Source organism: Spiribacter roseus (assembly GCF_002813635.1).
GTDB classification, from domain to species: domain Bacteria; phylum Pseudomonadota; class Gammaproteobacteria; order Nitrococcales; family Nitrococcaceae; genus Spiribacter; species Spiribacter roseus.
The window spans coordinates 654,564-680,647 of record NZ_CP016382.1 but is presented as its reverse complement, the minus strand read 5'-3'; the positions used below and the strand labels follow the sequence as shown (position 1 = coordinate 680,647).

Annotated in this window: 31 protein-coding genes and 1 tRNA gene; 16 read left to right on the top strand and 16 right to left on the bottom strand. The window is 67.4% G+C overall.

Annotated features, from left to right (window positions below; translation table 11 throughout):
- Window positions 1-63 precede the first annotated feature (63 nt).
- The 11 genes from BBH56_RS03450 to BBH56_RS09560 form a co-directional block, all read right to left on the bottom strand.
- A tRNA-Ser gene (locus tag BBH56_RS03450) sits at window positions 64-155 on the bottom strand.
- Between the two features lie 59 nt (window positions 156-214).
- A complete protein-coding gene (csrA, locus tag BBH56_RS03445) occupies window positions 215-421 on the bottom strand; it encodes a carbon storage regulator CsrA (RefSeq protein ID WP_110883276.1) in 207 nt (68 codons plus the stop codon).
- A 135-nt stretch (window positions 422-556) separates the two neighbouring features.
- Window positions 557-1,831 (bottom strand): aspartate kinase, encoded by a 1,275-nt coding sequence (locus BBH56_RS03440; RefSeq protein WP_110883277.1) that lies wholly within the window; start codon window positions 1,829-1,831, stop codon window positions 557-559.
- Between the two features lie 12 nt (window positions 1,832-1,843).
- Window positions 1,844-4,450: an alanine--tRNA ligase gene (alaS, locus tag BBH56_RS03435; protein WP_148121938.1), complete on the bottom strand. Its 2,607-nt coding sequence runs from the start codon at window positions 4,448-4,450 to the stop codon at window positions 1,844-1,846.
- Between the two features lie 12 nt (window positions 4,451-4,462).
- Window positions 4,463-4,945 (bottom strand): regulatory protein RecX, encoded by a 483-nt coding sequence (locus BBH56_RS03430; RefSeq protein WP_110883279.1) that lies wholly within the window; start codon window positions 4,943-4,945, stop codon window positions 4,463-4,465.
- 5 nt (window positions 4,946-4,950) lie between these two features.
- Window positions 4,951-5,994 (bottom strand): recombinase RecA, encoded by a 1,044-nt coding sequence (gene recA / locus BBH56_RS03425; RefSeq protein ID WP_144347487.1) that lies wholly within the window; start codon window positions 5,992-5,994, stop codon window positions 4,951-4,953.
- A gap of 94 nt (window positions 5,995-6,088) precedes the next feature.
- The gene (locus BBH56_RS03420) at window positions 6,089-6,592 is read right to left on the bottom strand and encodes a CinA family protein (protein WP_235011938.1); all 504 of its coding nucleotides are present in this window, start codon (window positions 6,590-6,592) and stop codon (window positions 6,089-6,091) included.
- 6 nt (window positions 6,593-6,598) lie between these two features.
- The gene (locus tag BBH56_RS03415) at window positions 6,599-7,066 is read right to left on the bottom strand and encodes a universal stress protein (protein WP_148121937.1); all 468 of its coding nucleotides are present in this window, start codon (window positions 7,064-7,066) and stop codon (window positions 6,599-6,601) included.
- A 20-nt stretch (window positions 7,067-7,086) separates the two neighbouring features.
- Window positions 7,087-7,845, bottom strand: a complete 759-nt coding sequence (locus BBH56_RS03410) for a VIT1/CCC1 transporter family protein (RefSeq protein WP_148121936.1) — start codon at window positions 7,843-7,845, stop codon at window positions 7,087-7,089.
- A 1-nt stretch (window position 7,846) separates the two neighbouring features.
- Window positions 7,847-8,098, bottom strand: a complete 252-nt coding sequence (locus BBH56_RS09565; protein WP_157809069.1) for a DUF2249 domain-containing protein — start codon at window positions 8,096-8,098, stop codon at window positions 7,847-7,849.
- 4 nt (window positions 8,099-8,102) lie between these two features.
- Window positions 8,103-8,351, bottom strand: a complete 249-nt coding sequence (locus BBH56_RS09560) for a hypothetical protein (protein ID WP_157809068.1) — start codon at window positions 8,349-8,351, stop codon at window positions 8,103-8,105.
- A 51-nt stretch (window positions 8,352-8,402) separates the two neighbouring features.
- Here BBH56_RS09560 and BBH56_RS03400 point away from each other — a divergent pair, with 51 nt between their 5' ends.
- Window positions 8,403-9,581, top strand: coding sequence for an MFS transporter (locus BBH56_RS03400; RefSeq protein WP_198515250.1), 1,179 nt, complete (start codon window positions 8,403-8,405; stop codon window positions 9,579-9,581).
- On the opposite strand, the gene BBH56_RS03395 is transcribed toward BBH56_RS03400, so the two are convergent.
- Window positions 9,515-10,117, bottom strand: a complete 603-nt coding sequence (locus BBH56_RS03395; protein WP_235012800.1) for a class I SAM-dependent methyltransferase — start codon at window positions 10,115-10,117, stop codon at window positions 9,515-9,517. The genes BBH56_RS03400 and BBH56_RS03395 overlap by 67 nt on opposite strands.
- A gap of 59 nt (window positions 10,118-10,176) precedes the next feature.
- Between BBH56_RS03395 and BBH56_RS03390 the strand changes: the two genes are divergently transcribed.
- Entirely contained in the window at window positions 10,177-10,473 is a 297-nt protein-coding gene (locus tag BBH56_RS03390) for an HlyU family transcriptional regulator (RefSeq protein WP_148121934.1), read from the top strand.
- Window positions 10,474-10,478: 5 nt separating this feature from the next.
- Here the strand turns inward: BBH56_RS03390 and phbB are convergent, their stop codons facing one another.
- Window positions 10,479-11,201: an acetoacetyl-CoA reductase gene (gene phbB, locus BBH56_RS03385; protein WP_144347497.1), complete on the bottom strand. Its 723-nt coding sequence runs from the start codon at window positions 11,199-11,201 to the stop codon at window positions 10,479-10,481.
- 146 nt (window positions 11,202-11,347) lie between these two features.
- On the opposite strand from phbB, the gene gshA reads away from it, so the two are divergent.
- The 14 genes from gshA to BBH56_RS03320 are packed head-to-tail and all read left to right on the top strand — an operon-like array spanning window position 11,348 to window position 24,068.
- Complete coding sequence (gene gshA, locus BBH56_RS03380; protein WP_148121933.1) at window positions 11,348-12,934, top strand: glutamate--cysteine ligase; 1,587 nt, start codon at window positions 11,348-11,350, stop codon at window positions 12,932-12,934.
- Window positions 12,935-12,966: 32 nt separating this feature from the next.
- Window positions 12,967-13,818 carry a type II secretion system F family protein gene (locus BBH56_RS03375; protein ID WP_148121932.1) on the top strand — a complete coding sequence of 284 codons (852 nt, stop codon included), beginning with the start codon at window positions 12,967-12,969 and terminating at the stop codon, window positions 13,816-13,818.
- Entirely contained in the window at window positions 13,808-14,701 is an 894-nt protein-coding gene (locus BBH56_RS03370; protein ID WP_148121931.1) for a type II secretion system F family protein, read from the top strand. The genes BBH56_RS03375 and BBH56_RS03370 overlap by 11 nt, the downstream gene beginning before the upstream one ends.
- The gene (locus tag BBH56_RS03365) at window positions 14,698-15,072 is read left to right on the top strand and encodes a DUF192 domain-containing protein (protein ID WP_198515249.1); all 375 of its coding nucleotides are present in this window, start codon (window positions 14,698-14,700) and stop codon (window positions 15,070-15,072) included. The genes BBH56_RS03370 and BBH56_RS03365 overlap by 4 nt, the downstream gene beginning before the upstream one ends.
- Window positions 15,069-15,524 carry a tetratricopeptide repeat protein gene (locus BBH56_RS03360; RefSeq protein ID WP_148121930.1) on the top strand — a complete coding sequence of 152 codons (456 nt, stop codon included), beginning with the start codon at window positions 15,069-15,071 and terminating at the stop codon, window positions 15,522-15,524. Before BBH56_RS03365 ends, BBH56_RS03360 begins: the two co-directional genes overlap by 4 nt.
- A 7-nt stretch (window positions 15,525-15,531) precedes the next feature.
- On the top strand, window positions 15,532-17,148 hold the full coding sequence (locus tag BBH56_RS03355; protein ID WP_148121929.1) for a hypothetical protein: 1,617 nt from the start codon (window positions 15,532-15,534) through the stop codon (window positions 17,146-17,148).
- 55 nt (window positions 17,149-17,203) lie between these two features.
- Window positions 17,204-17,497, top strand: coding sequence for a Flp family type IVb pilin (locus BBH56_RS03350; protein WP_148121928.1), 294 nt, complete (start codon window positions 17,204-17,206; stop codon window positions 17,495-17,497).
- The gene (locus tag BBH56_RS03345) at window positions 17,484-18,710 is read left to right on the top strand and encodes a hypothetical protein (protein ID WP_148121927.1); all 1,227 of its coding nucleotides are present in this window, start codon (window positions 17,484-17,486) and stop codon (window positions 18,708-18,710) included. Before BBH56_RS03350 ends, BBH56_RS03345 begins: the two co-directional genes overlap by 14 nt.
- The gene (locus BBH56_RS03340) at window positions 18,707-19,459 is read left to right on the top strand and encodes a hypothetical protein (protein WP_157809067.1); all 753 of its coding nucleotides are present in this window, start codon (window positions 18,707-18,709) and stop codon (window positions 19,457-19,459) included. The genes BBH56_RS03345 and BBH56_RS03340 overlap by 4 nt, the downstream gene beginning before the upstream one ends.
- On the top strand, window positions 19,404-20,174 hold the full coding sequence (locus BBH56_RS03335; RefSeq protein ID WP_157809066.1) for a hypothetical protein: 771 nt from the start codon (window positions 19,404-19,406) through the stop codon (window positions 20,172-20,174). The genes BBH56_RS03340 and BBH56_RS03335 overlap by 56 nt, the downstream gene beginning before the upstream one ends.
- Complete coding sequence (locus tag BBH56_RS09680) at window positions 20,171-20,299, top strand: hypothetical protein (protein WP_255425104.1); 129 nt, start codon at window positions 20,171-20,173, stop codon at window positions 20,297-20,299. The genes BBH56_RS03335 and BBH56_RS09680 overlap by 4 nt, the downstream gene beginning before the upstream one ends.
- Before the next feature lie 19 nt (window positions 20,300-20,318).
- A complete protein-coding gene (gene cpaB, locus BBH56_RS03330; RefSeq protein ID WP_148121924.1) occupies window positions 20,319-21,101 on the top strand; it encodes a Flp pilus assembly protein CpaB in 783 nt (260 codons plus the stop codon).
- Window positions 21,102-21,133: 32 nt separating this feature from the next.
- The gene (locus BBH56_RS03325; RefSeq protein ID WP_148121923.1) at window positions 21,134-22,384 is read left to right on the top strand and encodes a type II and III secretion system protein family protein; all 1,251 of its coding nucleotides are present in this window, start codon (window positions 21,134-21,136) and stop codon (window positions 22,382-22,384) included.
- On the top strand, window positions 22,377-24,068 hold the full coding sequence (locus BBH56_RS03320) for an ATPase, T2SS/T4P/T4SS family (RefSeq protein ID WP_148121922.1): 1,692 nt from the start codon (window positions 22,377-22,379) through the stop codon (window positions 24,066-24,068). Before BBH56_RS03325 ends, BBH56_RS03320 begins: the two co-directional genes overlap by 8 nt.
- Here the strand turns inward: BBH56_RS03320 and BBH56_RS03315 are convergent.
- The 3 genes from BBH56_RS03315 to BBH56_RS03305 are packed head-to-tail and all read right to left on the bottom strand — an operon-like array spanning window position 24,061 to window position 26,084.
- Window positions 24,061-24,384 carry an SUF system Fe-S cluster assembly protein gene (locus BBH56_RS03315; RefSeq protein WP_144347516.1) on the bottom strand — a complete coding sequence of 108 codons (324 nt, stop codon included), beginning with the start codon at window positions 24,382-24,384 and terminating at the stop codon, window positions 24,061-24,063. The genes BBH56_RS03320 and BBH56_RS03315 overlap by 8 nt on opposite strands.
- Before the next feature lie 3 nt (window positions 24,385-24,387).
- Complete coding sequence (sufU, locus tag BBH56_RS03310; RefSeq protein WP_148121921.1) at window positions 24,388-24,846, bottom strand: Fe-S cluster assembly sulfur transfer protein SufU; 459 nt, start codon at window positions 24,844-24,846, stop codon at window positions 24,388-24,390.
- Between the two features lie 2 nt (window positions 24,847-24,848).
- Window positions 24,849-26,084 carry an aminotransferase class V-fold PLP-dependent enzyme gene (locus BBH56_RS03305; protein WP_148121920.1) on the bottom strand — a complete coding sequence of 412 codons (1,236 nt, stop codon included), beginning with the start codon at window positions 26,082-26,084 and terminating at the stop codon, window positions 24,849-24,851.

The window sequence follows — 26,084 nt, the reverse complement described above, 5'->3', positions numbered from 1 at the left end:
TGATGGGCGCTTTGATGGGCGCCTGCGAAAATCCACTATGAGTGCTTGATTTTACAAGGTGAGTGGCGGAGAGGGTGGGATTCGAACCCACGAAGGGCGATCAAGCCCTTACTCCCTTAGCAGGGGAGCGCCTTCAGCCGCTCGGCCACCTCTCCGATTGGACGCGTAGGATACGGTAACAGGACGGCCGGCGTAAACCGGCCCGGCTCGGTGATCAGCGATCGTCGGAGCCCGCTTCGCCGCCGGCATTGCCCTCGTCTTCTTCGCGGATGCGCTCGTAGATCTCCTCACGATGGACCGTGACATCTTTCGGGGCCTTCACGCCGATGCGGACTTGATTGCCCTTCACGCCCAGCACCGTCACGGCGACGTCGTCGCCAATCATCAGGGTCTCGCCCACCCTGCGGGTCAGAATAAGCATTCCGACGACTCCTCGTTGTTATTGCGGCCACCTACGGGTCGGACTCGCAAAGCCTTGCGATGATTCCCTTCCGGTCGGACTACTTGGACCAAAGTATAATTGTATATTCTGAGGCAGGGGCTGTCTCCCCCGCATTCAGTCGGACTGGCCTTCAACCCGCACGGTCTTGCCGCTGCGGTCATCCAACTCAAAGGCCTTGTGAAGCGCCCGGGTGCCGAGCTCGAGGTATTTTTCGTCGGTGACCACCGAGATCTTGATCTCGGAGGTCGAGATCATCTGGATATTGATGCCTTCGGCCGCCAGCGCCTTGAACATCAGACTGGCCACACCGGCATGCGAGCGCATGCCGACGCCCACCAGCGAGAGCTTGACGATGCTGCTGTCACCGAACACCTCGCGTGCACCCAGCACCTCGGCCTGTCGGCGGAGAATCTCCAACGCACGGTCATATTCCGACTTGTTGACGGTGAACGTGAAGTCAGTCAGGCCATCATTGCTGATGTTCTGCACGATCATGTCCACTTCAATGTTGGCATCCGCCACCGGCCCGAGAATCTGAGTCGCGATCCCCGGCGTGTCCGGCACACCGATCATCGTCAGTTTGGCTTCATCGCGGTTGAAGGCGATGCCGGCGATCAGGGGCTCTTCCATACTGCCCTGCTGCATATTCTGTCCCTCCATCGTGATCAATGTCCCGGGGCCATCCTCAAAGGACGACAGCACCCGCAGTGGCACCTGGTACTTGCCGGCAAACTCCACCGCCCGAATCTGGAGCACCTTGGAGCCCAGACTCGCCAGTTCGAGCATCTCCTCGAAGGTGACCTGTTCAAGGCGCCGCGCGGTGGGAACCACCCGCGGATCGGTGGTGTAGACGCCGTCCACATCCGTATAGATCTGGCACTCGTCGGCCTCCAGGGCGGCGGCCAGCGCGACGGCGGTGGTATCCGAGCCGCCCCGGCCGAGGGTCGTGATCGAGCCGTTCTCGTCGACGCCCTGGAACCCCGCCACCACGACGATCCGCCCGGCGCCCAGGTCCTCACGGATCGATTCGGCATCAATGTCCTGGATCCGTGCCTTGCTGAAGGCGCTGTCGGTCAGGATCCGGACCTGCGCGCCGGTGAGACAGCGCGCCGGGGCGTTCATGCGCTCGAGCACCATGGTCAGCAGTGCAATGGTGACGGTCTCGCCGGTGGACAGCAGCAGGTCAAGTTCACGCGGGCGCGGCGTGGTGTTCTGCGCGGCCCCGTAGGCCAGTTCGTTGAGCCGATCGGTCTCGCCTTTCATGGCGGAGACCACCACGACCACGTCATGACCGGCATCGCGCGAGGCGATGGCCTTGCGGGCGACGTTTTCGATGCGCTCAATATTGGCGACCGACGAGCCCCCGAATTTCTGGACAACTAGCGACATTCCGTTCCCTTGTTATGACTGAAGCTGTGACTGCACCCAGTCGGTGACGGAATCGAGCGCAGCCGGCAGAGCCGCCGCATCACTCCCGCCCGCCTGGGCAAAATCGGGCCGCCCGCCACCGCGGCCCCCCACCTGGGTGGCGACGTGGTTGACGAGATCCCCGGCACGCACCTGCCCGGTCAGATCACTGGTGACCCCGGCCACGAGGCGGACCTTGCCGTTACCATCCTCGGCGGCGATCACGATCACGGCCCGCCCGAGCTTGTTCTTGAGCTGATCGACGGTGTCCCGCAGTGACTCGCCCGCGTTCTCCACCCGGGCGGCCAGGACCTTGACACCCTCGATGTCGGTGGCGGCATCCGCCAGCTCGTCGCCGGCCTGGCTGGCGAGCTTCTGTTTGAGCCGGCCGAGCTCGCGCTCCAACGAGCGCTGCCGATCAATGTCCTGATCCAGTCGGACCAGCAGGTTATCCGGCGAGACCTTCAGGCGCTCAGCGGCGGCGTCGAGGGTCGCAGCGTCGGCCTGGACCCGGGCCACCGCGTCGGCGCCAGTGATTGCCTCGATGCGCCGCACCCCGGCCGACACACCGCCCTCGGCGATCAGACGGAACAACCCGATGCGCCCGGTCGCCGCAACGTGGGAGCCCCCGCAGAGTTCGGTGGAGACGTCACCAAAGCGCACCACCCGCACCCGATCCCCGTACTTTTCACCAAACAGCGCCGTCGCGCCCAGGGCGATGGCCTCGTCATACCCCGTCTCGAAAATCTCGGCATCCTGGTCGCGCCGGATCCAGGCATTCACAAGGGCCTCGATCTCGCGGCGCTGCTCGGCGGTGATCGGCTCAAAGTGCGCAAAGTCGAATCGCAGCCGATCCGGCGCCACCAGCGATCCTTTCTGGTGGATATGCTCGCCGAGGACCTCACGCAGTGCCGCATGCAGAAGGTGGGTCGCGGTGTGATTGAGGGTGGTGCGATCGCGGCGCGCGCCGTCGATTCGGGCGTCCACGGCATCCCCAAGCCGCAGCTCACCGCTGATCATGCGGCCGATGTGCCCGCGCGCCTGGGCGTAGCGTTGGGTGTCGTCGACCGCAAACTCGACACCATTGGCAACAAGATGACCGCTATCCCCCACCTGGCCGCCGGCCTCGGCGTAAAAAGGCGTGCGATCGAGGATGACCATGCCGGTGTCCCCCGGGGCCAGGGCGTCCACCGCCCCACCGTCGCGGTACAGCCCGATCACCTCGGCCGCGTCCTCATAGACCGCGTGGCCACTGAACTCGGTGGTGCCGCCAAAATCGGCCGCGCCGCCGTATTCGGCACGGAACACGCTGGCCGCCCGGGCGCGTTCGCGCTGGGCCGTCATCGCCGCCTCAAACCCTTCCATGTCCAGGTGAAGCCCCTGCTCGCGGGCGACATCCGCGGTCAGGTCCACCGGAAAGCCGAAGGTGTCATAGAGCTTGAACACGGTCTCGCCGGGCACGGTGTCGCCCTCGAGATCGTTCAGATCGGTCTCAAGCAGCCGCAGCCCCTGCTCAAGGGTCTCGCGGAAACGCTCTTCCTCGAGTCGCAGGACGCGCTCCACCAGCGCCTGATGCTCGGCCAGTTCGGGATAGGCCTCGCCCATTTCACCGACCAGTGGCTCCACAAGCCGCCAGAAAAACGGATCGCTGACCCCCAGCTTGTAACCATGCCGCACCGCCCGTCGGATGATCCGCCGCAGCACATAGCCGCGGCCTTCATTGCTGGGAAGCACGCCATCGACCACCAGGAACGAGCAGGCGCGGATATGATCAGCGATGACGCGCAGCGAACTCGACGCGCGGTCATCAGTGCCGACAAGCCCGGCCGCGGCGTCCACCAGCCGGCGGAACAGATCGATGTCGTAGTTGTTGGTCACCCCCTGGGCGACGGCCGCCATGCGCTCGAGACCCATGCCGGTGTCGATGGAGGGTTTAGGCAGCGGCGACAGCGCCCCGTTGGCGCCGCGGTCGTACTGCATGAACACCAGGTTCCAGATCTCGACATAGCGATCGCCGTCTTCGTCCGGACTGCCCGGCGGGCCCCCGGGCACCTCGGGGCCGTGGTCGTAGAAGATCTCGGAGCAGGGTCCGCAGGGACCGGTATCCCCCATGGACCAGAAGTTGTCGGACGAGCTGATCCGCACGAAACGCGCCGGGTCCACGCCGATTTCATCGAGCCAGATACCGGCCGCCTCATCGTCATCGGCATAGACGGTCACCCACAGCCGCTCGGCGGGCAGCTCGAGGGTTTCGGTGAGAAACGCCCAGGCATGGCGGATGGCATCGCGCTTGAAATAGTCGCCGAAACTGAAATTGCCCAGCATCTCGAAAAAGGTGTGATGCCGGGCGGTATAGCCGACATTCTCGAGATCGTTGTGCTTGCCGCCGGCGCGCACGCAGCGCTGGGCACTGACCGCGCGGTTGTAGGGGCGCTGTTCGCGGCCAAGGAACACATCCTTGAACGGCACCATCCCCGCATTGGTGAACAGCAGGGTGGGATCGTTGGCGGGGACCAGCGAGGCGCTGGGCACGATTTCGTGACCGCGCTCGGCAAAGAACTCGTGGAAGGCCCGACGGATGGCTGCACTGCTTTTATTCATGCCGATTCGCTTTCAAGTGTCTGTGTTGTCATCGTCGCCCGCCGCCGCATCGAGAACGCGACGCACGAGTTCGCCCCCAAACCCGCGGCCGGCCAGAAACCGGGCCTGCCGGGCCCATTCGCGCCGATCCGCAGGCGCGCGTCCGAACCGCCGCTGCCAGGCGGCACGACAGTGTTCAAACCACGTATCGTCGACAAGTTCGAGTGAGCGGTCAATGTCTGCGCCAGTGACGCCGCGCGCCTGCAGATCCGCTCGGATCTTGAGCGGGCCCTGGCCATTTTCCGAACGCGTTCTCGCGAACATCTCGGCAAAGCGCTGATCGCTCAGGAGATTCTCCGCCGCAAGGGCGTCCAGCACGGGAGGGATATCGGCGCGTGGGAAGTCACGCGCCTCGAGCTTTCGTTGTAGTTCGGCCCGCGAGTGCTCGCGGCGGGCCAGAAGCCGGATGCAGCACTCGCGGATCGATTCGGCGGGGTCGCCGGCGCCGTCGCTCATGGTGCTCAGGCGTTCGCCCCGCCCTCTTCGGTGGTCGTCGACGCCGTATCATCCGAGGGGAGATCGAGGAGCTTCTGGCGCAGCGCCTGTTCGATGGAATCGGTGATCTCCGGATGCTCCTTGAGGAAGTTGCGGACGTTGTCCTTGCCCTGACCGATACGATCGCCGTTGTAGCTGTACCATGCGCCGGACTTGTCGACGATACCGTTCTTGGCGCCCAGATCGATCAGCTCGCCCTCGCGGGAGATGCCCTCGCCGTAGAGGATCTCGAACTCGGCCTGCCGGAACGGCGGCGCCATCTTGTTCTTCACCACCTTGACGCGGGTCTCGTTGCCGATCACCTCGTCGCCCTTTTTGATCGCCCCGATGCGGCGGATATCCATGCGCACCGATGAGTAGAACTTGAGCGCATTGCCGCCGGTGGTGGTCTCCGGGCTACCGAACATCACGCCGATCTTCATGCGGATCTGGTTGATGAAGATCACCGTGGTGTTGGAGCGCTTGATGTTGGCGGTGAGCTTGCGCAGTGCCTGGGACATGAGCCGCGCCTGCAGGCCGACATGCGAGTCACCCATCTCGCCTTCGATCTCGGCCTTGGGCGTGAGGGCGGCCACCGAGTCGACCACGACGACATCCACGGCACTTGAGCGCACCAGCATGTCGGCGATCTCGAGCGCCTGTTCGCCGGTGTCCGGCTGCGAGACCAGCAGCTCATCCACGTCCACGCCAAGCTTGCGGGCGTACTCCGGGTCGAGGGCATGCTCGGCGTCCACAAACGCCGCGGTGCCGCCGGCGCGCTGCGCCTCGGCGATGGCCTGCAGGGTCAGTGTGGTCTTGCCGGACGACTCCGGGCCGTAGATTTCCACCACCCGGCCGCGCGGGATGCCGCCAATGCCAAGCGCCACGTCCAGGGCCAGCGAGCCGGTGGAGATGACCGGGACGTTGCCCACGGCGCGGGCATCACCCATGCGCATGACCGCCCCTTTGCCAAACTGCTTTTCGATCTGGCCGAGGGCCGCGCCCAATGCTTTCTTGCGATCTTCGTCCATGCTCAACCCCTGGGTTTACAAGCTGTCGATAATGCGTTGATTGTCCCATAGTCCCGGCCAACCGCCCACCCCGGCCGTCGGCCAGACCGCCGCGTCAGGCGGTGGGAAAACGCATCAGCAGCCCATCGAGGGCATGCACCACACTCTGATGGCGAATGGCATCACGATCGCCTTTAAAGGTCACCGCCTCACTGACCACCTGCCCCTCGGGCAGGCCCCAGGCAAACCAGACAAGCCCCACCGGCTTGTCGGCCGTACCACCGCCCGGACCCGCGACGCCGGTGGTGGCGACGGCGACCCGCCCGGCGATACCGGCCTGCGCGCCCCGGGCCATTGCCTCGGCCGTGGCGGCACTCACCGCGCCGTGTCGGGCCAGGGTCTCAGCCGGCACCGCAAGCCGCGCCTGCTTGGCGGCATTGCTGTAGGTGACGAGTCCTTCCTCGAACCAGGCTGAGCTGCCGGGCTGATCGGTACACACCTTGGCGATCCAGCCCCCTGTGCACGACTCGGCCGTCACCAGTCGCTGGCCGGCGTCGCCAAGACCGGTGGCGAGACGCCTGACCCGTTCCGCCAGACCGTTGTCGGTTGGGACGGCCACGCCGGGTCAGCGCACCACGGTGACCGGGCAGTCGGCCTGATGCAGCACCCGCTGACTGACGCTGCCAAGGAGAAACTCCTTGAAGCCACTCAGGCCACGGCTGCCGATGACCACCTGAGGCTGATCCTCAGCGGCGGCATGGGCGACGATGGCCTCGGCGGGATGGCCCGAGACGATCTGCTCCTGGATCTCGACAGCCGTCTCCCCCAGCACCTCGCGGGTGGCGGCGAACGCCTTCTCGGCGCTCTGATCGCGCAGGCGCTCGAAGGCTTCGGGCGAGAAGTATTCCAGCTCCTCCGGGCCGGGCGCCTCGGTGGGAATGCCGAACATGTCGACCGGATCACGGGGAAAGGCGTACAGCAGGCGGACCGGCACATCCAGTGCCTGTGCCAGACCAAGCGCGTACTCGGCCGCCGCACTGGCGCCTTCCGAGCCATCCACCGGAACGATCAGGATCTTGGGTTGACGGGGCATGATGCTCTCTCCTTGTCGATTTAACCCGATATGGCCAATCCCATCTCAGTCATCATCGGCTCGAAAATGCCGCCGACGAGATAGGCGATCACGGCCGCGCCACCGCCCATGAAAAGCGTTTCGATGCCGGCACGCCAATGGCCGTCGCCCAGAATAACGCCTTTGACAAAGCCGATGCCGAAAAAGGTGATCGCCGTCAGGACGCTGCTCACGGCGAACGCGACGTCAACGCCCACCAGCGGCAGCATGAATGGCAGCAGTGGAATGGCGCCCACGATGACGAAGGCGCCGAACGTCCACAGCGCGGCGCGGAGCGGCTCCGCCCCCTCGAGGTCGAGCCCGTGCTCCTCGCGCAGCATGGTCTCCACCCAGAGTGATTCGTCGGCGGAAATGGTCTCGACGATCTCCTCGAGCACCTCGCCCTCGAAGCCCTTGCGGGCGAAGATCTGGCGGATCTCCTCGCGCTCGCCATCCGGCACCTCGCGGATGTGGCTGTTTTCCGTGGCCCGGGCCTGCTCGACGGCATCGCGATCGCTTTTCACGCCCTGATAGTTGCTCACCCCCATGCTGAAGCCATCGGCGATCAGGCTCGACAGCCCCAGGCTGAACGCGATCAGGCCGGGCAGCCCGGCGCCGGCGACGCTGGCCACCACGGCGAAGGTGGTGACGCAGCCATCGATGCCCCCCAGAATGGCGTCTCGCAGGTAGCTGGTGCGCCGGCCCGACTCCAGGCGATGGCGGATGTCCTCGGGCCGATGGCTGTGTTCGAGCTCTCGCATCTCAGGCGTCCGTGTCGAGGGGGTGGACGCGCAGGCTCCAGACTTCCGGGCCCGTGTCGACGGCGGTCACCTCGAAGCGATCCGGATACTGGGCGCGGATATAGTCGGGCAGATGCGCGGGGCGCTCGCGGAACACCAGCAGGATGTCCTCGCCCGGCTGCAGCGCGGCGAGGGTCTGCTCGACCAGCATGAGCCGGGTCTGCGGGCGATGCAGGCGCAGGTCGATGACGCCGCCGGGATAACCCCCGTCCATCGCGCTAGAACCCCAGCGGCGAGGTTTCGTTGAAGTCGGTGGAATCGGCGAGCGCGGCGACGAGCGCCGCCTCATCCATGGCGTCCAGCGCGGCCGCCGCCTCGCGCTGCGAGTCCGCGGCAATGGCCAGCTTGCGCGGCTGCCCGGAGTGCTCGCCCGGCCCGGGGCTGAACATGAGGTAATAGGTCCCGTAGGAACCGAACAGCACGTCGACACTCCACTGGATACCATTGGAATCACTCAACCACCGCATGAAAGACCTCCTTTCGGTGCTAGAGTCTAGCGTTTAATGCCCGGGGAATGCATGGACACCGACGCGTCGAAAACACCATCAACGCCCATCGTCATGCTGTTGCTCTGGTTGACCGGCCTGTATCTGCGCCTGACCGTGCTCGTCGCCCCGCCCCTCGCGCCCCGCATCGCCGATGATCTGAATCTGGGACAGGCGGCCACCGGCGCGCTCACCACCCTGCCGATCCTGATGCTCGCGGTGGCGGGGCTTGGCGCCTCGTGGCTGATCAGCCGCATCGGGGCGCGCCGCACCCTCATCACCGCCCTGCTTCTGGTGGTCCTGAGCTCATCCGCGCGGGGGCTGGGTGGCGTGCCAACGCTTTTCATCGCCACCGCCGTGATGGGCATCGCCATTGCCGGCATCCAGCCGGCGCTGCCGACGCTGCTCACCGAATGGTGGCCATCGCGGATTGCCATGGGCACCGCCATTTACATGAACGGCATGCTGATCGGCGAGGTCATCGGCTCCACCCTGACGCTGCCGGTCATGCTCCCCCTGGCCGGCGGCGACTGGCGCCTGACGCTGCTGTTCTGGTCGCTGCCCGCGCTGATCCCGGCGCTCAGCATCCGGCTGCTGAGCCGTCCCTCGCGGGCCTTTGAAAACGACACCGGGCATTGGCTGCCGGACTGGCGCCGGCCGCTGGTCTGGAAGCTGGGGATCCTGCTGGGGGCGAGTGGATCGGTGTTCTTTGGCGTCAATGCCTACATGGGCACCGTGCTCGAGGGCCGCGGCGAGGCCGAACTGCTGCCCCTCGCGCTGACGCTGTTCAACACCACGCAGATCGCGGCCTCGCTGATCATGTTCACCGTGGGCCGGCGCTGGATCGGCCACCCGAGGCCACTGCAGGTACTGATGCTCGTCAGTCTGCTGGGACTCAGCGGCTTCCTGTTCCTGGCGGGCTGGCCGGCGCTGACCGCGCTCATCCCGACGGGTCTGTCGGTCGGCCTGCTGCTGATCCTGCTGGTCGCCCTGCCGCCGCTCTATACCCGCGGCAATGCCACAGCCGCGCTGGCCGCCGGCATGTTCGCCGTCGGCGCCATCACCAACTTCTTTGTCCCGCTGCTGGGCGGTCTGGTCGGCGACTGGTTGGGGGCGGCGCGCTATTCGGTGGTGCCGATCCTGATCTACGGCGCGGTGGCGCTGCCACTGGCGCGACGCCTGCCGGCGCGCTCTGGCTTGTCCCACGAATAGAAATGCATGGGCGGCAGATTCACCCATTCGCACTCCACCAGCGGCTCGCCCATCACCCGGCGACCCTGCCGACACACGGCATCGCGGAACTGATAGGCGGTGAACCGCCCGCCCGGTGCGAGGGCGGCCCAGACCGACTCGAGTATGCCGTCCGCCACGGCCTCCGGCAGGGTCGAGAAGGGAATGCCCGAGAACACGATATCCGGCGCCGTCAGCCCGTGCTGGCGGATCAGCGTGGCCAGGTCAGCGGCACTGCCCTCAGCCACATGCAGGCGCGGGTCACGGATCCCCGCCAGTTCGCGGACGAACGCGGGGTTGGTGTCGATGGCGAGCAGCCGGGCATCCGCCGGCAGGGCTTTCAGCACGGCGCGGGTGGTCCCGCCGGTACCGGGCCCCAGTTCCACCAGCGTCCGGGCATGGGCGGCGTCAATCACGCGAAGCAGGCGCTGTTCGAGAAAGCGCGAGCTGGGCACCACCGATCCCACTTCACGGGGTCGCTGGAGAAATCCCTTCAGAAACGTCAGTCGATCCGCCATGGTCGTCATCCGCGCGTCGCTCCCTTGATCGCCACCGTTGTGATGGGCATTGTCGGGTCATGATCATACGATTTATGCGCAGCATGATGGGTCGCAACGGCGGCGACAATCCCCCCAGGGTGGTCGCCGAGACCACCTATCAGGGCTACACGATCACCGCGACGCCGCGTGAGGATCCCGGCGGCTGGCGGGTCAGCGGACAGATTTCAGTGGATCGGGACGGCACCACGCTGACGACCACGTTCGTGCGCGCGGATGTCCATGGCAGCCAGGAGATGGCCGCCGAAGTGACGCTGGAGAAGGCACGGCGCCTGATCGACGAACAGGGGCCGAGCCTTTTCAACGCCTCACACTGAGGCGATCAGGCCATCCACTGGCCGCCGTTGATGCTCAGCGTCGAGCCGGTGACGAACCCCGCCCCGTCGCTCGCCAGGTAGGCCACCGCCTGGCCGACTTCCTCGGCCTCGCCGAGGCGGTTGACCGGGATCTGGCCGACGATCTTCTCAAGGACGTTCTCCGGCACCGCCGCCACCATCTCCGTGCTGATATAGCCCGGCGAGACGACATTGGCCGTCACGCCCCGACGGGCATTCTCCTGGGCCACCGATTTGGTGAAGCCGATCAGTCCGGCCTTGGCCGCGGCATAGTTGGCCTGCCCCATCTGGCCCTTCTGGCCGTTGATCGACGCAATCGAGATGATCCGCCCGAAGCCGGCTTCGCGCATCCCATTGATGACCGCCCGGGTCATGTTGAACGCCGAGTTCAGGTTGGTGGTGATGACCGCGTTCCAGTCCGCCTCCTCCATTTTGTGCAGGGTGGCGTCCCGCGTGATGCCGGCATTGTTGACGAGCACATCGACGGAACCATAGGTCTCAACCACGTCGGCCACGCCCTGCTGACAGGCGGCGAAGTCGGAGACGTCCCACTTGCGCGCCGGGATGTCGGTATCGCGTGTGAACGCCGCCGCGGCCTCGTCATTGCCCTGATAGGTCGCGATGACCTGATGGCCCGAGTCTCGCAGCGCCCGCGCAATGGCGGCCCCAATGCCCCGGGTCCCTCCGGTTACCAGTGCCGTTCTCGTCATGCCGTGATCCTCCGGATATCGCACAGTGAATGGCTGCACGGTACCCGCCGCCCGCGCCCTATGGCGATACGCACCGCAACATGCCATTCCAAATGACGCTCGACATCGGCACAATCGCGGCTTTCGGAATCGAGTAGTCCAACACCATGAACCGTAGCGCCGAGCGTCGCGTGAAACGATTGCAGGCCCATGGCGAGCGCGGTCTGCTCGCCGGCAGCCGCCATGGCCTGGAAAAGGAAAGCCTGCGGGTGACGCCCGCCGGCCACATCGCGCAGACGCCGCATCCCGAGGGGCTCGGCTCACCGCTGTGTCATCCGGAGATCACCACCGATTACTCCGAGGCGCTGCTCGAGCTGGTCACCCCCGCCTACACCCATGGCGAGGCGGCGCTGCAGCATCTCGCCGATCTGCATCGCTACACCGTCGATCAGACCGGCGACGAGTTGCTCTGGGCCACCTCCATGCCCTGCATCGTCGGTGGCGATAAAAGCATTCCCATCGCCGATTACGGCGACTCGAACATCGGTCGCATGAAGCATGTCTACCGCCACGGCCTGGACTGGCGTTACGGGCGCACCATGCAGGCGATCGCCGGCATCCATTTCAATTACTCGTTCAGCGAGGCGTTCCTGCGCTCGGTCCAGGCGCGCGAGGACGACCGGCGCGACTTCGCCACCTTCCGCTCGGACTTCTACTTTCGGCTGATCCGCAACTTCCAGCGCTATGGCTGGCTGGTGCCGTACCTGATGGGCGCCTCACCGGCGATCTGCAAGTCGTTCACCGGCGGTCGCAACCTGGACTTCGAATCGTTCTCGGCGAACACCTTCTACACCCCGTACGCGACGTCCCTGCGCATGAGCGATATCGGCTATAAGAACAACGCCCAGGCCGCCCTCGAGATCGACTACAACAACCTCGATGCCTACGTGGCCAGCCTGCGGGCGGCGATCAGCACCCCCGATCCGGAATACGCACGCATCGGCACGCTCGTTGATGGCGTCTGGCGCCAGCTCAACACCAACGTGCTGCAGATCGAGAACGAGTACTACAGCTTCGTCCGTCCCAAGGCGGTCGCCCAGTCCGGCGAGCCGCCGACCTGCGCGCTCAACCGCGCCGGGGTCGAGTATGTCGAGATCCGTGCGCTGGATCTCAACCCGTTCAACCCGATCGGCATCGACGCCGATCAGATCGGCTTTCTCGAGACCCTGCTGGTGTTCTGCCTGCTGGAGGACAGTCCACCGATCAACGCCCTCGAGCAGCACCACATCAACGCCAATCAGGGCCTTGTCGCCCGCCACGGGCGGGACCCGAACCTGACCCTGCATCGCGGCGATGGCGAGCGGGTCGGCCTGCGGGACTGGGCGGATGAGTTACTCGGCGCGATGACCGGCCCGGCGGAACTCCTCGACGAGGTGCACCAGGACGGCCGCTACAGTCGCATCCTCGCCGATTATCGGGCGTCGGTGGCCGACGCCGGGCGGACTCCCTCCGCGCAGGTGCTCGCCGCCATGCACGCGCACAACGAGGAATTCGTCGAATTCGCCCTGCGCACCTCGGCCGAGCATGTCGAGACCATCCGCCAGTGGCCACTGGACGAATCGGTGCGCGCGCGCCTCGCCGACGAGGCGATCCGCTCACGCGCCGAGCAGGCCGACATGGAGGCCCGCGACGAGCCCCCGTTCGAGGCGTTCGTCGATCAGTATTTTGCCCAGGAATCGACCAACGGTCGTTGAACCCGCCCCGGGGCCCCGGCAGTGTCGGGGCCATGATGTCTTTCGCACTGCTCGCCCTGATCGCCGCCTGTCTGGCCGCCGGCCTTGCCCTGATGGCGCTGGTGAGTGGCCTGGTACCCGCCATTCAGCGCTATCGCTCGCATATTCAGGCGACCGCGCAGGATGATCTGCGTGCGCAGTTCATCGATCTGCCCGCCCGCCGTCTCCTGCAGATCGCCGTTGGGCTGGGGCTGGTGCTCGCCGCCCTCACTGCCATTCTCCTGCCCTGGCCGGTGGCGGTCGCCGCCGGGCTGACCGGACTGGCCCTGCCGCGCATCGGCGTGTACCGCATCCGCGAGCGCCGCCGCCGGGCAATCATCCGCCAGCTGCCCGATGCCCTGCAGACCCTTGCCAGCTCACTGCGCGCCGGGACGAACATCGGTCGGGCCATGGCCCTGGTATCGCGCCGCCAGCCCGCTCCGCTCAGCCAGGAGTTCGGCCTGATGCTGAGCCGCCAGCGCCTGGGTGAAGAGCTCGAGACGGTGCTCGGTGGGTTCGCCGAGCGCGTGCCCGCCGAGGAGACCGCGCTGTTTCGAAACGCCATCATGATCTCGCATCGCGTGGGCGGCGATCTCGCCCATACCCTCGACACGCTTTCCATCACACTGCGTGAGCGCGCCCAGGTCGAAGAACGCATCACCGCACTGACGGCCATGGGGCGGATGCAGGGCCGGGTGATGATGGTGCTGCCGTTCGGCATCGGCGGCATGCTCTACCTCCAGCAACCGGCAATGATGGCGCGGCTTTTCACCGAGCCCCTCGGCTGGGCGGTCATTGTTATCGTGGCCGTCGCCATGGCGCTGGCGATGGTCTCGATCCGCCGGGTGGTCGCCATTGATATCTGAAGCGGGCGCGCAATGGACGGCGGGCCTGCTGGGGCTCGCGGCGGCCGGCGGCGTGGCCGGCATCGCCGAGCTTGCGCGGGTACGCCGCGGCCCGGCGGTGGATCGCTGGCGGGATCCCTCGCCGCGGCTGTTCCGACTGCTGCTGCCGCTGGCGCGGCTCATTAACGCCGAGGTCGATCCCACGCGCTGGTTCCCGCCCCGGAGCCTGGCCGCGCGACTCGACCGGGCCGGCATGGGCTATGCGGTGCTGCCCGGCGAGTGGATGGTGCTGCGGGGGCTCACGGCCCTGCTCACCATGGTGGCCGCGCTGGTCCTGCAGCCGGCACTCGAGTCGCTGGACGCCGGAGGGGCCGGCTCGGTACTGGCGGGGTTGGTGCTGGGCTATGCCTATCCGGCGATCTGGCTGCGCGATCAGGGCCAGCGGCGACAGCGCCTGATCGCCCGCCAGTTCCCGGCACTGCTCGAGCTGCTCGGGCTTTCGGTCCGCGCCGGGCTGAGTTTCAGTGCGGCACTGCCGCAGTGCACCCGGCATCTCGAACCGGGTCCGCTGCGCGCGGAGATGCAGCGCATCGACCGCGATACACGCACGGGAGTGGCACGCCTCGAGGCGCTCGAGCGCATGGCCCGGCGGGTGGACCTGAGTGCCGTGCACGGCTTCGTGGCGGCCATCGCCCAGGCCGAGGAGACCGGCGCGGCGATCAGCCAGACGCTCAGTGACCAGGCCGCCCAACGCCGGCGTGAACGCTTCGCGGCCGCCGAGAAAAAGGCCAACGAGGCGCCGGTGAAAATGCTCGCCCCGTTGGTGGGGCTCCTGTTTCCGGTCACGTTTTTAATCATCGGCTTCCCGATTGTCCTTCAGTTCATGGAAGGCGGGCTGCTATGAAGCATCGCGACGCCGTGCCCACCTGCCTTTTCATGCCCCCGCCCGGCGGGCCGTGGCGCATCCGGGTCGAGGTGGCCGACCGCTTCGTGCCCCGTCTCGTCGGACTGCTCGGCCGGAGCGACGCGCCCGCCAGCGACTGCGGCCTGCTGCTGATCGCGCGGGGCGGGGTGCACACCCTTGGCATGCGCTTTGCGATCGATATTGCCCAGCTTGACCGCGAGCTCAGGGTGCTGCGGGTGACATCGCGGGTGCCGCCGGGCCGCTGGATCACGGCGCCGCGGGGCACCCGGGCCACCCTCGAAATGGCCGCCGACACACTGCCGCCCCCGCTCACGGGCCGGCGCTTTTACTGCAACAGGGATTACCCATGAGCCGCATCCGGACCTCAGTCCGCCTGTTGGCGGTCGCCGCACTGCTCCAGGGCTGTGTGGCCCTGCCCAGCAACAATGCACCATCGGTGATCGAGCGCCTTGCCCGCGCCGATGCCGCCCTGGAGCACGGCGATCCCGAACGCGCCCGGCAGGGCTATGAAGCGGTGATCGAGCGCTCCCCCGAGCTCGTGTCACCGCACTTCCAACTCGGACTGATTGCCTACGGCGCCGGTGATGCCCATAACGCCATCGAGCACTTCGAGGACGCGCTCGCCCGCGACCCGGGTCATGTCCTCGCCACTTACAACCTCGCGGTCGTCCATCTCCAGCAGGCCCGCCGGCGGCTCGGGCAGCACGAACGACTGGCCCCGGTCAGTGCCGGCCGGCCGGCGCTCGTGGACCTGCGCCGGGCGATCGACGCCCTCGGCGAGGCCCCGCCCGCACCCGAGTAACGCCGCAATGACGGGGCTACTCGCCGGCCTGCTCGCCGTGGCGGCACTGCCACCGGTGGGTTTCGCGCCCGCAGGACTGGTGTGGCTGGTTCCGTGGCTGATGGGCATGCGTCAGTCGCGACGGGCGCGGGTGCGCAACACCCTGATCGCACTGGGACTGCCAATGGGGGTGGCCCTGGGCCCCGTCGCGGGCCAGGAGCCGGCCCTCGCGATCGGAGTGATGCTCACGGTTCTCGCGGCGTTCATCGTCGTGGCCCTGGCGGCGGCGGATCGCCACGGCGTCACCCATTCCTGGCGCCTGGTGGGTGCGATGGTGGGGCTGATCGGCCTGCTTGCGGGGCTGCGGTCGGTGGGGATCCCGATCTCGCTGAGCCTTTTCCTGCCGCCATCGGTGGTACCGTTCCGCCTTGTGGACGCGGGCGGTGTGATCACTGCGGATGCGGCCCTGGGGCTGTGGCAGACCGGGCTGGCCATCGCCCTCATGACCGGCGGAATGCGCTCGCGGCCACGGGCCTGGCTGATGCCAACCTTGATCGCGCTGGGCCTCGCGCCCATGATCCTGATCCCGGTGGATCCGCCGCCCCACGCACGGTCCGACGCGCCGCGCATCGCCATTGTCCAGACGCTTGACGACGACCCGGGCACATCAACCGCCCTCGCCCACGCCGCGCTTGCCCGGATCGAGGCACGATGGGTCGTCTGGCCGGAAGCGGCGTCCCCGGTCCTGCTGCCGCCGCCCTGGCAGCGGCCACCCGGCGGCATGATCCACCTGCGGCATGGGTATCGCTACCTCGAACCTGGAAAGCTTCGCAGCGAAGTGTCGATCACCCCGGGCGTCAAGGTGCGCAACGCCCCCACCGGGCGATGGACCAAGGCCTTTCCCCTGCCGTTCGCCGAAGCGGCCCTTAGCACAACCGACCAGCCGGACCGGAACGACCTGCAAGCCCTCGAAGTGCTGATCTGCTCGGATGCCAGCCACCCCCGCGCCGTGGACCGGGCCGTCGCCCGAGGGCCGCGCCTGATCGTCAACCCGGCCCACCTGCCGACAGCGGGATTGGCGAGCCTCGGGGGACTGCATCGGCGCAGCGTGCATCTGCAGGCCGCGCGCAGCGGTGTGCCGATCCTTGTCGTCGCCCACGGCGGGCCGAGCATGGTGTTGCACCCGGACGGCCGCCGACGCCGCCTCGCCCCCGGGGGTGTGCAGGCGGTGGCCACATTGCCCCTGCCCGCGCCACCAGCGGCTGACGATGTCGTCGCCGATGTGGCCGACGGACCCATCGCCCCGGATGAGGGTGCCTCGCACCGCGCCGCCATCGCCCGACTCACCCGGGCGTACGGCCTTGGCCACAACGCCGACGCTGTCCCGGCGGCCCGTGACCGGGCGCTAGTATGGCTCTGCGAGCAGACCGGATTAATGGCGATGAACGCCTCGGTCAATGACATCCGCCCGCCGGCTTACGGCTTGCAACCCACTCCCCACGGCCTACTTGCCATCCGGTGGCTGCCCGGTGAGGCGGCGGATGCGCCCGGGATCCGCTGGCTCGCCACCGTTGATCGCCCCGAGCGCTGCCGCTCGGCCGGATCCCTGCACCCCCCGACCAGCGGTACTTCGCGCCTTCGGTGATTGTTTCTAGGCTGATCGATACACGGCCTTTTCAACGCCCAGTCAAGGAGGCGCCATGCCCATCCAACGCCCACACCCGCCGGTCCGCCCGTCCACCCGTCGCATTCATCGCCAACGCGGTCAGGGGATGTCGGAGTACATCATCATCACCGCACTCATCGCGGTGGCCGGAATCGGCATTTTCTCGGCCTTCGGCGACACCATTTCCAGCCAGGCCGCCGCCATGGCCCGGGAGATGGCCGGTCAGGATGGCAGCGACCAGGTCGACCAGGCCGACAACAACTCACAGCGCGCGGCCGACCGGGCGGGTCAGGAAGACACGCTGCAGAATTTCAATGAGCAGAACTGACCGACAGGGTGGCCAGATCCTGCCCGTGGTTCTGGCCACCCTCGCCCTCGCGGCCGCCGCGATCGTGCTCACGCACCGCTCGATCCGCGGCATCGGGCAGGAGTCGGCGGTGGTCAATGCCGCCGACGCCGCTGCTTACAGCGGTGCGAGCTGGACGGCCCGGCGCCTCAACCTGATCGCCTACACCAACCGCAGCCTGATCGCGAGTCACATCGCCGTGGGCCATCTGGTGGCCACCATGAGCTGGCTGCGCTATAGCGGTGAGGCGTCGCGCCAGATCTCCCGTTACGCCCAGTTCCTGCCCTATGTCGGCGTGGCCGCCCGCGAAGCGCAGCGCCTCATCGACGCCGCGATCAAGACCGCATCGATCGCGGCTGGCGGCTACATCGTCAGCGCCGACCGTTACATGGATCTGCTGTCGCTTGCGCAGTACGGAGCGCGCAACGGGCTCCGGCCCGGGCGGGTCGATGCGGTCATGCAGCGTGTGGTGGAGCGCTACGGGGACGATTTCCGGGTCAATGAGCGAAGCGCCATCGATGCCATCCCCCGTCCCTACGCCACGGCCATGGACGCCCGCCTCCTCAGTCGGCAGGTATCGGCCTACCTCAAACTCGAAGGCGTCACTCCGGGGCGGGACGACGGCTATTTCCAACGCGTGCTGCGATCCACAATCAACCACGACCGCCGCCTGAGCCGCTGGCTTCGGGGCCCTGCCCGGTCCGGGCGGCCGCGGTTCGGTGCCGGCGGCCGCGACTGGGACCGCTCCATTCTGCGGGTGGTGCGGTTCCGCAAACAGGGCGTGACCCAACAGCCCCCGCGTACCGATGCCGGCGGATGGCGCTCCGGCGATCGTCTGCAGGTCAGCTTTTTCGACTGGCGCAAGATGAGCTGGGAGTCATGGTCCACCCTCGCCCGCGGTCGTGCCGATGCCGATCGGCTGGCCGGGAATTACATCGGCGTCAGCCGCTACACACGTCTTCGCCAGCCGCCGCGGGACAAAAGCCTGGTCCGGATTCCCGCGCTGGTCACCGCACCGCTACCCGGCGACGCCGACGGCGAGTCGATCAACGCCCACATCAGCATCGGCGAGGTGCGCTATCGCGTCCCGGATGACTGCGGCCGGCACTGCCCCGACCGGCAACGCCCCGCCACGCTTTTCAATCCCTTCTGGGAAGCGTCGTTGACCCGCCTCGAAGCACCGGGCCTGCCATGAGCCGTCAATCGGGGAGTGCGATCACCGAGTCGCTGGTCGGCCTGATGGCGCTGATCCCGGCGTTTGTGGCGATGGACTACCTGGGCCGACTCGGCGACATGGACCGCGCCACCCATGCCGCCGCCCGCTACACCGCCTGGCAGAGCCTCGCCGGCGACACCCCCGCTGCCGAAAGCGACCTCGCCATCGAGGATCGGGTGTTTGGCAATGACCATGCCCCACTGATGGCCGTCGAGCCACTGCAGCGCCAGGGGCCGAGTCGCAATCCACTCTGGCGGGATGCCGGGGGGGCATTGCGCATCGACGATGACGCGCACCACTCGCGGCCGACCGGTCAGACGCCATCCCGCCTGCCGGTGGCAGGCCGTGCCGTGCGCAGCCTCGCCTACGGCGCGTCAACCCCGTCAATCGCCTCCTTTGTCGGACTCTCGGGGGACATGCTCGGTGTTGAGCGCACCGGCCTGCGCGGTGATCGGGTCACCCTGCGGGTCCGCCCGGTCCTCGAGTCGGGCGATGACCGCCCGCCGATCGCCCTCACGGCCATGGGCGGGCTCTCCCCCCGGGTCTGGCAGGCCGCTACGGACGATGAGTTTGAGCAGCGCCTGCAGCAGATCGTCGCCAGTGAACCGGTTGATGCGCTCTCCAGACCCGCCCAGATCCTCGGCCGATTTTTTGTTTTCAAGGAAGGACGTGATGCCAGCGCAACCGATTTCATTCCCCCGCCGGCCCGCTTGCCAACGCGTCGTTGAGCGTCGTCAGCGGTCACGCCGGCCGCGCTGGCACTGGCTCGGCATGCTGCCCGGTCTGCTGCTTGCGGCCGAGATCGATGCGCGCAACGCCTGCGCCGGCGAGCTCGACCGCCTGAGCATGACCGCCGATGCCAGCGAGGTGCTGCGGGATGCCCGCGTGATGATCGGCGGACTCCCGATGTGCACGCTCGCCTATACCACCGAGACCGGGCTCGATGCCCTAATGGCGCGATATCGTCAGGACTGGCAGGCCCATCCGGGTGTCCTGCAGGCGACCGATTCCAATGGGGACGGACGTGACGACACGGTCTGGCAGGCCAGCGACACATTCTCCCGGCGCCTCGCCGTCAGGCCGGACGGTACCGGGCATGCTGTGATGATCAGCCTGATGCCCCTCGACACCGCCGAGCCGCCCGCCCCCAGGCCCTATCTGCCCCTGCCCGCAGGGTTCGAGATCGAGTTCCAGAGTCGCAATGCCGCCGGCGCCTCGGTGCACGCCCGCACCGCCCTGGGGCCCGCGCCAGCCGCCCGGGCATTGACCCGGACGCTTGAAGCCGCCGGCTGGCGGGGATCCGATGTCGATGGCCCGGGCATTGCCGGGCGCCGGCGCATACGGCTGCATCGCGACGGAGAAGCGATCCGGGTGGAGCTGCTACGCCGCTCCGGTCAGACCCTGGTACTGGCGCAGCGGGTCACGCCAGGGGGTACACCATGAGCAGCGCCGAGTATCTGGCGGTCATCGCCGGACTGATGGGCATCTGGTCGGGCATTGATCGGTTGATCGAGGCGTTTGCCACCCACACCGACCAGGCCCTCTGGTCGCTGGCCATTCCGTTATGAACCGTCCCGGGAGAAGGCCATGATCATGACTCCCCTCAAACGCGGCATCCTGCTGGTGACCGGGGCGCTGCTGGCCGGTGGTGCCGGTGTCTGGGCCGGCGACCGCCATCTCGAGCAACGCGCTCAGGCGATCGAAGCCGAACTGCGCTCAACGCATGCCACCCGGCCGGTAATCGTCGCCCGCGACGATCTGCCCGAGGGCACCCGTCTGACCCAGGATCATGTCGCCGTGCGCGAGATGCCGGTGCGCTTTGTCCACGAACGCGCCATCGCTGACAGCGCCTGGGGGCGCATCGCCGGGCGCACCCTTACCCATGACCTGAGCGCGGGTCGGGCGATTCTGCCGGTGCACGTCGCCGACTCGGACCGCGCCCGACTGGCCGATCAGATCACCCCCGGCGATCGGGCCATTACCATTCCGGTGTCCGGCGGCGCGGAGATCGCCGGACTGCTGAGCCCCGGTGACCGGGTCGACCTGATGCTCACCCATCGCGAGGACGGCGAGCGCGCCACCCTGCCCCTGCTCGCGGACATCCCGATCCTCGCCACCGGCGCGCGGACTGCAGCCCGCGAGGACCGTGCCCGGCGCCCCGGCTATGACGACCTCACCCTCGCCGTCTCACCGGTGGAGGCCGCCCGCATCACTCAGGCCCTCGCCATTGGCAGCATTCATGTCGTCCTGCGCGCTGGCCGCGACGACGCCCCGGTGGCCGGCTATCGCATCGACACCGCAGCGATCACCCGGACCCAGTCGGGCGAAGCGACTACCGCGGTGGAACTGATCATCGGGGGTGAGCCGTGAGACCGGGGCGCATCAGGCACTGGTGCCGGGCCATGGCCACGGCCCTCGGGCTATTGGTCGCACTGCCTGCCGCCGCGGTCAGCGTGGATGTCGGGCACTCACGGCTCATTGAGGCGAGCGATGTGGTCCGCGTGGCGCTTGGTGACGGCGAGCTCGCCGAAGTCGAGGTGCTCGGCGACGGCGATGGCATCCTGTTGATGGGCCGCGCCGTCGGCCAGACGGATCTGCGCATCTGGTCCCGGGACGCGCCGCCGCGGCATCTGCCGGTCACGGTCCAAACCGCTCCGGACACCCCGCGCGACCGCCAGCTCGAGCAGCTCGCCGGGCGCATTGACGGCATCCAACTCGAGCGGATCGATGCCGCCTATTTCGTGACCGGACGCCCGGCCACCGATCGGGACGCGGCGCGTTTCGAGCGCTTGGTGGAAGCGTATCCGCAGCTCGGTGACTTCACTGATCCGGCGACCGCGGGCGACACCCCCAGCGTCCAGGTCAAGGCGCGGTTCGTGGAACTGCGCACCTCGACCCTGCGCGAAATCGGCCTTGATTGGACGACGCAGTCCCCGGCGATCAGCTTTGCCTATGCCGCCGACCTGGAGACCAACGATGTCTTTCGCGGCGCGCTGGGCGATTTTCTGCCCAACCAGTCGCTGCCGCTCGATATCGGCAAGGGCAACGGTTACCTCGGCGTGGGCCTGAGCCTGACGGCGATGATCGATCTGCTTGGCCAGGCGGGCGAGGCCCGGGTGATTGCCGAGCCCATGCTCTCGGCTCTGAGCGGTACCGCCGCCGAATTCCAGGCCGGCGGCGAAGTGCCCATCCCCATCCAGAACGGCGACGGGGATCCCACGGTGGTGTTCAAGGATTACGGGATCCTGCTCAAGGTGGCGCCGGTGGTCGGCGATGACGCCCATATCCGCACCCGCATCGAGGTGGAGGTGAGCGACGTCGATGAGTCCGTCACTGTGCTCGGTGTACCCGGCTTTTCGGTCCGCAACGCGATCACCGAAATGAGTGGACCGAGCGGCCGGACGCTGTTGATCGCCGGTCTGATCGACGAGCAGCAGTCGCGGGCGGTCAGTCGCGTGCCGGGGCTGGGGAAACTGCCGGTGATCGGTGGCCTGTTCCGCTCGGAGCGATTCCAGAACGAGCAGACCGAACTGGTGGTGCTCATCACCCCCACCCTGCAGGACGATCCGCGGGCCGACTCGCCCGTGCGGGCCGACCCAAGCCGCTCCACCTCCGTCCCACGCCTGCCCCTCCGGGAGATCCGTTATGAATAGACTCGAACTCCTCCAGCACCGCGGTCGGGAACATCCCACCCCGGTGATCCTCGATCCCGGCCGCCGATACACCATTGGTGGCGGGCGCCGCTGTGACCTGCGCATTGCCGGTGAAGGGATCGCCCGTCGGCATGCCGAGCTCCGGGTCGACACCGATGGGGTGCACATCCGTCTGCTGGCGGGACGGCGGGAAATCGACTTCAATGGCGAGCCGGTCCGGCAGGCCGGTCCGCTGGCCGTTGGTGATGCGCTGCGCCTGGGCGACACCTGCTGGCAGGTGCGCCCGGCGGACGCGGCGGACGTGGCGGGCGTAGCGGACGCGCCCGATACGCCCGGGATCACCGACACCCCCGAAACACCGGTTCCATCCGCCCCCGAGCCCGATCCACCCCCTGCAGCGACGCCAGAGCCACCGGTGACGGCCGCCACACCCCGGATTGCCCCCGAGCTGGTGCGCCGGTTTCAGGAGCGCATCAGCCAGCGCCTCGATCTCTACCGGCGCGATATCCTCCAGACCCTGTCCGCACAGCGATTACGTGACGAGGCGCGAACCACGGCCTGGCAGCTGATCGAGGAAGGCGAACTGTCCATCCCTGATGACCTGGACGGCGATACCGTAGTGGCTGCCGTCGTGGCCGAAACGGTCGGACTCGGCCCCATTGAGTCGCTCATGGCCGACGCCACGGTCAGCGAGATCATGGTCAACGGGCCCGCGAGCATCTATGTCGAGCGTCAGGGCCGACTGCAGAAGACCGCCCTGGCATTCAGTTCGGCTGCCTCCCTCGACAGTGTCCTCGACCGGATCGTCTCCCCCCTTGGTCGGCGCCTTGACGAGGGCTCGCCGCTGGTGGACGCGCGATTGCCTGACGGCTCGCGGGTCAATGCGATCATCCCGCCGCTGGCGCTGAATGGCGCCACGCTCACCATCCGGCGCTTCAGCGACACGCGGATCGGGATCGATGATCTGGTCGGGTTCGGGGCCCTGGATGCCACCATGGCCGCCTTCCTGCGCCTGTGTGTCCACCGCCGCCGCAATATCCTGATCGCCGGCGGTACGGGCACGGGCAAGACCACGGTCCTCAACGCCCTGTCAGAGGAGATCGACGAGTCCGAGCGGATCGTGACCATCGAGGATTCCGCGGAGCTGCGACTACAGCAGGATCATGTCGTGGCGCTGGAATCACGCCCGCCAAACATTGAGGGCAGCGGGGCGATCAGCATTCGTGAGCTGGTCCGCAACGCACTGCGCATGCGGCCTGATCGCATCCTGGTGGGGGAATGCCGGGGCGGCGAGGCCCTCGACATGCTTCAGGCAATGAACACCGGCCACGACGGCTCGCTGACCACCGCACATGCCAATACACCGCGCGATGCGCTCGCCCGACTCGAGGTAATGACGCTAATGGCGGGGATGGATCTGCCGGCGCGGGCGATCCGGGATCAGATCGCCGCGGCCATCGACATCATCGTCCAGCTGACCCGCTTTGGCGACGGGGCGCGGCGGATAACCGCCATCACGGAGGTCGCGGGCATGGAAGGCGAGCGCATCCTGTTGACGGATCTGTACCGCTATGACGACGGTTTCAGCGCCACCGGCCAGCGTCCGGCATTCATCGAACAGGGCCCGGCGCTCGACCCGCCAGTGGATCCCGGTCTGTTCAGGCCCGCTGCCGCGACTACATGAACCCCAGTTGCAGGCGCGCGCTCTCGGACATCCGATCCTGACTCCAGGGCGGGTCCCAGGTCAGCTCCACCTCGGCGGCCTCGACACCCTGGACCTGCTCAACCGCGGCCTTGATCATGATCGGCATCTGCCCGGCGACCGGACAGGCCGGCGAAGTCAGCGTCATCAGCACGTCGACGAAGCCATCCGCATCCACTTCGATCTCATAGATCAGACCCAGCTCGTAGACGTCCACCGGGATCTCGGGGTCGTAGACGTTGCGCAGGGCGCTCACCACGCCTTCACGCATTGTCTCAACCGGGGGCCGTTCCACCATGCGCTACTCCGAATCCGCTGAGGCAGGCGCTTCAATCGCCGCCTGCAGGGTGTGCCAGGCAAGGGTGGCGCACTTCACCCGCATGGGGTAATCACGTACGCCCGCCAGTGCCAGGAGTTTTTCGAGGTCGGGATCATCCGCCGCCGGCAACGGCGCCTCGCGATCGGTCACCAGATGCTGGAACCGCTCGCCGATCCGGCGCGCCTCATCGAGGGTGCGCCCTTTCAACACCTCGGTCATGATCGACGCCGAGGCCGTCGAGATGGCGCAGCCCTCGCCATTGAACCCGATGTCCTCAATGCAGCCCGCCGGGTCCAGGCGGAACTCGACATGCACCCAGTCACCGCAGAGCGGGTTGTTGCCGTTGGCCTCGCCGTCATGGGGCTGCACCTCATGACGATTGCGCGGAGCGCGGTTGTGGTCAAGCACCACGGCCTGGTAGAGCGCCGATAGTTCGGTCATGGTCAGCCGAGCAGCGACTTCACCTTAAGCAGGCCATCCACTAGCGCATCGACATCGGCGCGGTCATTATAGAGGCCGAACGAGGCCCGCACGGTGGCCGGCACATCAAAGCGCTCCATCAGCGGCTGGGTACAGTGATGCCCCACCCGGACGGCGACGCCCTCCATGTCGAGGATCGTCCCCATGTCATGGGGATGGATCCCATCGATCACGAACGAGATCACGCCCGCCTTGCCGGGCGCGGTCCCAATGACCCGCAGGTCATCCCACTCCGCCAGCCGCTCGTTGGCATACGCCAGCAGCGACTGCTCGTGGGCGAGAATGCGCTCGCGGCCCACCGCTTCCATATACTCAAGCCCGACGCCGGTGGCGATCACGCCGGCAATGTTCGGCGTGCCCGCCTCGAAGCGCTGCGGCGGATCGGCATATTCCGAGCCCTCGAAGCGCACCGTCCGGATCATATCGCCACCGCCCTGATAGGGCGGCATGGCCTGGAGATGGGCCAGCCGGCCCCAAAGGATGCCCGAGCCACTGGGCCCGTAGGTCTTGTGGGCCGAGAACGTGTAGAAATCCGCCCCCATGGCCTGCACGTCCACGGGCATGTGCGGCGCCGACTGCGCGCCATCGATCAACACCGGAATGCCCCGGGCGTGCGCCAGCTCGGTAATGGTCTCCACCGGGTTGATCGTGCCCAGCGTGTTCGAGACATGCACGACGCTGATGAAGCGGGTGCGCTCGCTGATCCGCGCGCGCAGCCCGTCCATGTCCAGCGAGCCGTCATCGAGCACCGGCGCCACCACCAGGTGGGCGCCGGTGGCCTCGGTGACAAGCTGCCAGGGCACGATGTTGGCATGGTGTTCCATGCCGGTGATCAGCACCTCATCGCCGGGCTGGAGCATCGGGCGCACGAACGACTGGGCGACCAGATTGATCGCCTCGGTCGCACCCCGGACGAACACCACCTCGCGCTCGTCCGGCGCGTTGATGAAGCGCTGGACGATCCCGCGGACGTTCTCGAACGCCTGGGTCGACTGCTGCGAGAGCTGATACACACCGCGATGGATATTCGCGTAGTAGCGCTCGTAGCAGTCCCGTTCGGCATCGATCACGCACTGCGGCTTCTGCGCGCTCGCCGCACTGTCCAGGAAGGCCAGCCGGCGGTCGTTCATGGGCCGCTGCAGCACCGGGAAGTCCGCCCGATACGGCGCCAGATCGGCGCCGGGCCGGGCTTCATGCAT

Coding starts and splice junctions, on each gene's coding strand:
- csrA (WP_110883276.1), bottom strand. CDS start 421: ATGCTTATTCTGACCCGCAGGGTGGGCGAGACCCTGATGATTGGCGAC.
- BBH56_RS03440 (WP_110883277.1), bottom strand. CDS start 1,831: ATGTCGCTAGTTGTCCAGAAATTCGGGGGCTCGTCGGTCGCCAATATT.
- alaS (WP_148121938.1), bottom strand. CDS start 4,450: ATGAATAAAAGCAGTGCAGCCATCCGTCGGGCCTTCCACGAGTTCTTT.
- BBH56_RS03430 (WP_110883279.1), bottom strand. CDS start 4,945: ATGAGCGACGGCGCCGGCGACCCCGCCGAATCGATCCGCGAGTGCTGC.
- recA (WP_144347487.1), bottom strand. CDS start 5,994: ATGGACGAAGATCGCAAGAAAGCATTGGGCGCGGCCCTCGGCCAGATC.
- BBH56_RS03415 (WP_148121937.1), bottom strand. CDS start 7,066: ATGCCCCGTCAACCCAAGATCCTGATCGTTCCGGTGGATGGCTCGGAA.
- BBH56_RS03410 (WP_148121936.1), bottom strand. CDS start 7,845: ATGCGAGAGCTCGAACACAGCCATCGGCCCGAGGACATCCGCCATCGC.
- BBH56_RS09565 (WP_157809069.1), bottom strand. CDS start 8,098: ATGGACGGGGGTTATCCCGGCGGCGTCATCGACCTGCGCCTGCATCGC.
- BBH56_RS09560 (WP_157809068.1), bottom strand. CDS start 8,351: ATGCGGTGGTTGAGTGATTCCAATGGTATCCAGTGGAGTGTCGACGTG.
- BBH56_RS03400 (WP_198515250.1), top strand. CDS start 8,403: ATGGACACCGACGCGTCGAAAACACCATCAACGCCCATCGTCATGCTG.
- BBH56_RS03395 (WP_235012800.1), bottom strand. CDS start 10,117: ATGGCGGATCGACTGACGTTTCTGAAGGGATTTCTCCAGCGACCCCGT.
- BBH56_RS03390 (WP_148121934.1), top strand. CDS start 10,177: ATGATCATACGATTTATGCGCAGCATGATGGGTCGCAACGGCGGCGAC.
- phbB (WP_144347497.1), bottom strand. CDS start 11,201: ATGACGAGAACGGCACTGGTAACCGGAGGGACCCGGGGCATTGGGGCC.
- gshA (WP_148121933.1), top strand. CDS start 11,348: ATGAACCGTAGCGCCGAGCGTCGCGTGAAACGATTGCAGGCCCATGGC.
- BBH56_RS03375 (WP_148121932.1), top strand. CDS start 12,967: ATGATGTCTTTCGCACTGCTCGCCCTGATCGCCGCCTGTCTGGCCGCC.
- BBH56_RS03365 (WP_198515249.1), top strand. CDS start 14,698: ATGAAGCATCGCGACGCCGTGCCCACCTGCCTTTTCATGCCCCCGCCC.
- BBH56_RS03360 (WP_148121930.1), top strand. CDS start 15,069: ATGAGCCGCATCCGGACCTCAGTCCGCCTGTTGGCGGTCGCCGCACTG.
- BBH56_RS03355 (WP_148121929.1), top strand. CDS start 15,532: ATGACGGGGCTACTCGCCGGCCTGCTCGCCGTGGCGGCACTGCCACCG.
- BBH56_RS03350 (WP_148121928.1), top strand. CDS start 17,204: ATGCCCATCCAACGCCCACACCCGCCGGTCCGCCCGTCCACCCGTCGC.
- BBH56_RS03345 (WP_148121927.1), top strand. CDS start 17,484: ATGAGCAGAACTGACCGACAGGGTGGCCAGATCCTGCCCGTGGTTCTG.
- BBH56_RS03340 (WP_157809067.1), top strand. CDS start 18,707: ATGAGCCGTCAATCGGGGAGTGCGATCACCGAGTCGCTGGTCGGCCTG.
- BBH56_RS03335 (WP_157809066.1), top strand. CDS start 19,404: ATGCCAGCGCAACCGATTTCATTCCCCCGCCGGCCCGCTTGCCAACGC.
- BBH56_RS09680 (WP_255425104.1), top strand. CDS start 20,171: ATGAGCAGCGCCGAGTATCTGGCGGTCATCGCCGGACTGATGGGCATC.
- cpaB (WP_148121924.1), top strand. CDS start 20,319: ATGATCATGACTCCCCTCAAACGCGGCATCCTGCTGGTGACCGGGGCG.
- BBH56_RS03325 (WP_148121923.1), top strand. CDS start 21,134: ATGGCCACGGCCCTCGGGCTATTGGTCGCACTGCCTGCCGCCGCGGTC.
- BBH56_RS03320 (WP_148121922.1), top strand. CDS start 22,377: ATGAATAGACTCGAACTCCTCCAGCACCGCGGTCGGGAACATCCCACC.
- BBH56_RS03315 (WP_144347516.1), bottom strand. CDS start 24,384: ATGGTGGAACGGCCCCCGGTTGAGACAATGCGTGAAGGCGTGGTGAGC.
- sufU (WP_148121921.1), bottom strand. CDS start 24,846: ATGACCGAACTATCGGCGCTCTACCAGGCCGTGGTGCTTGACCACAAC.
- BBH56_RS03305 (WP_148121920.1), bottom strand. CDS start 26,084: ATGCATGAAGCCCGGCCCGGCGCCGATCTGGCGCCGTATCGGGCGGAC.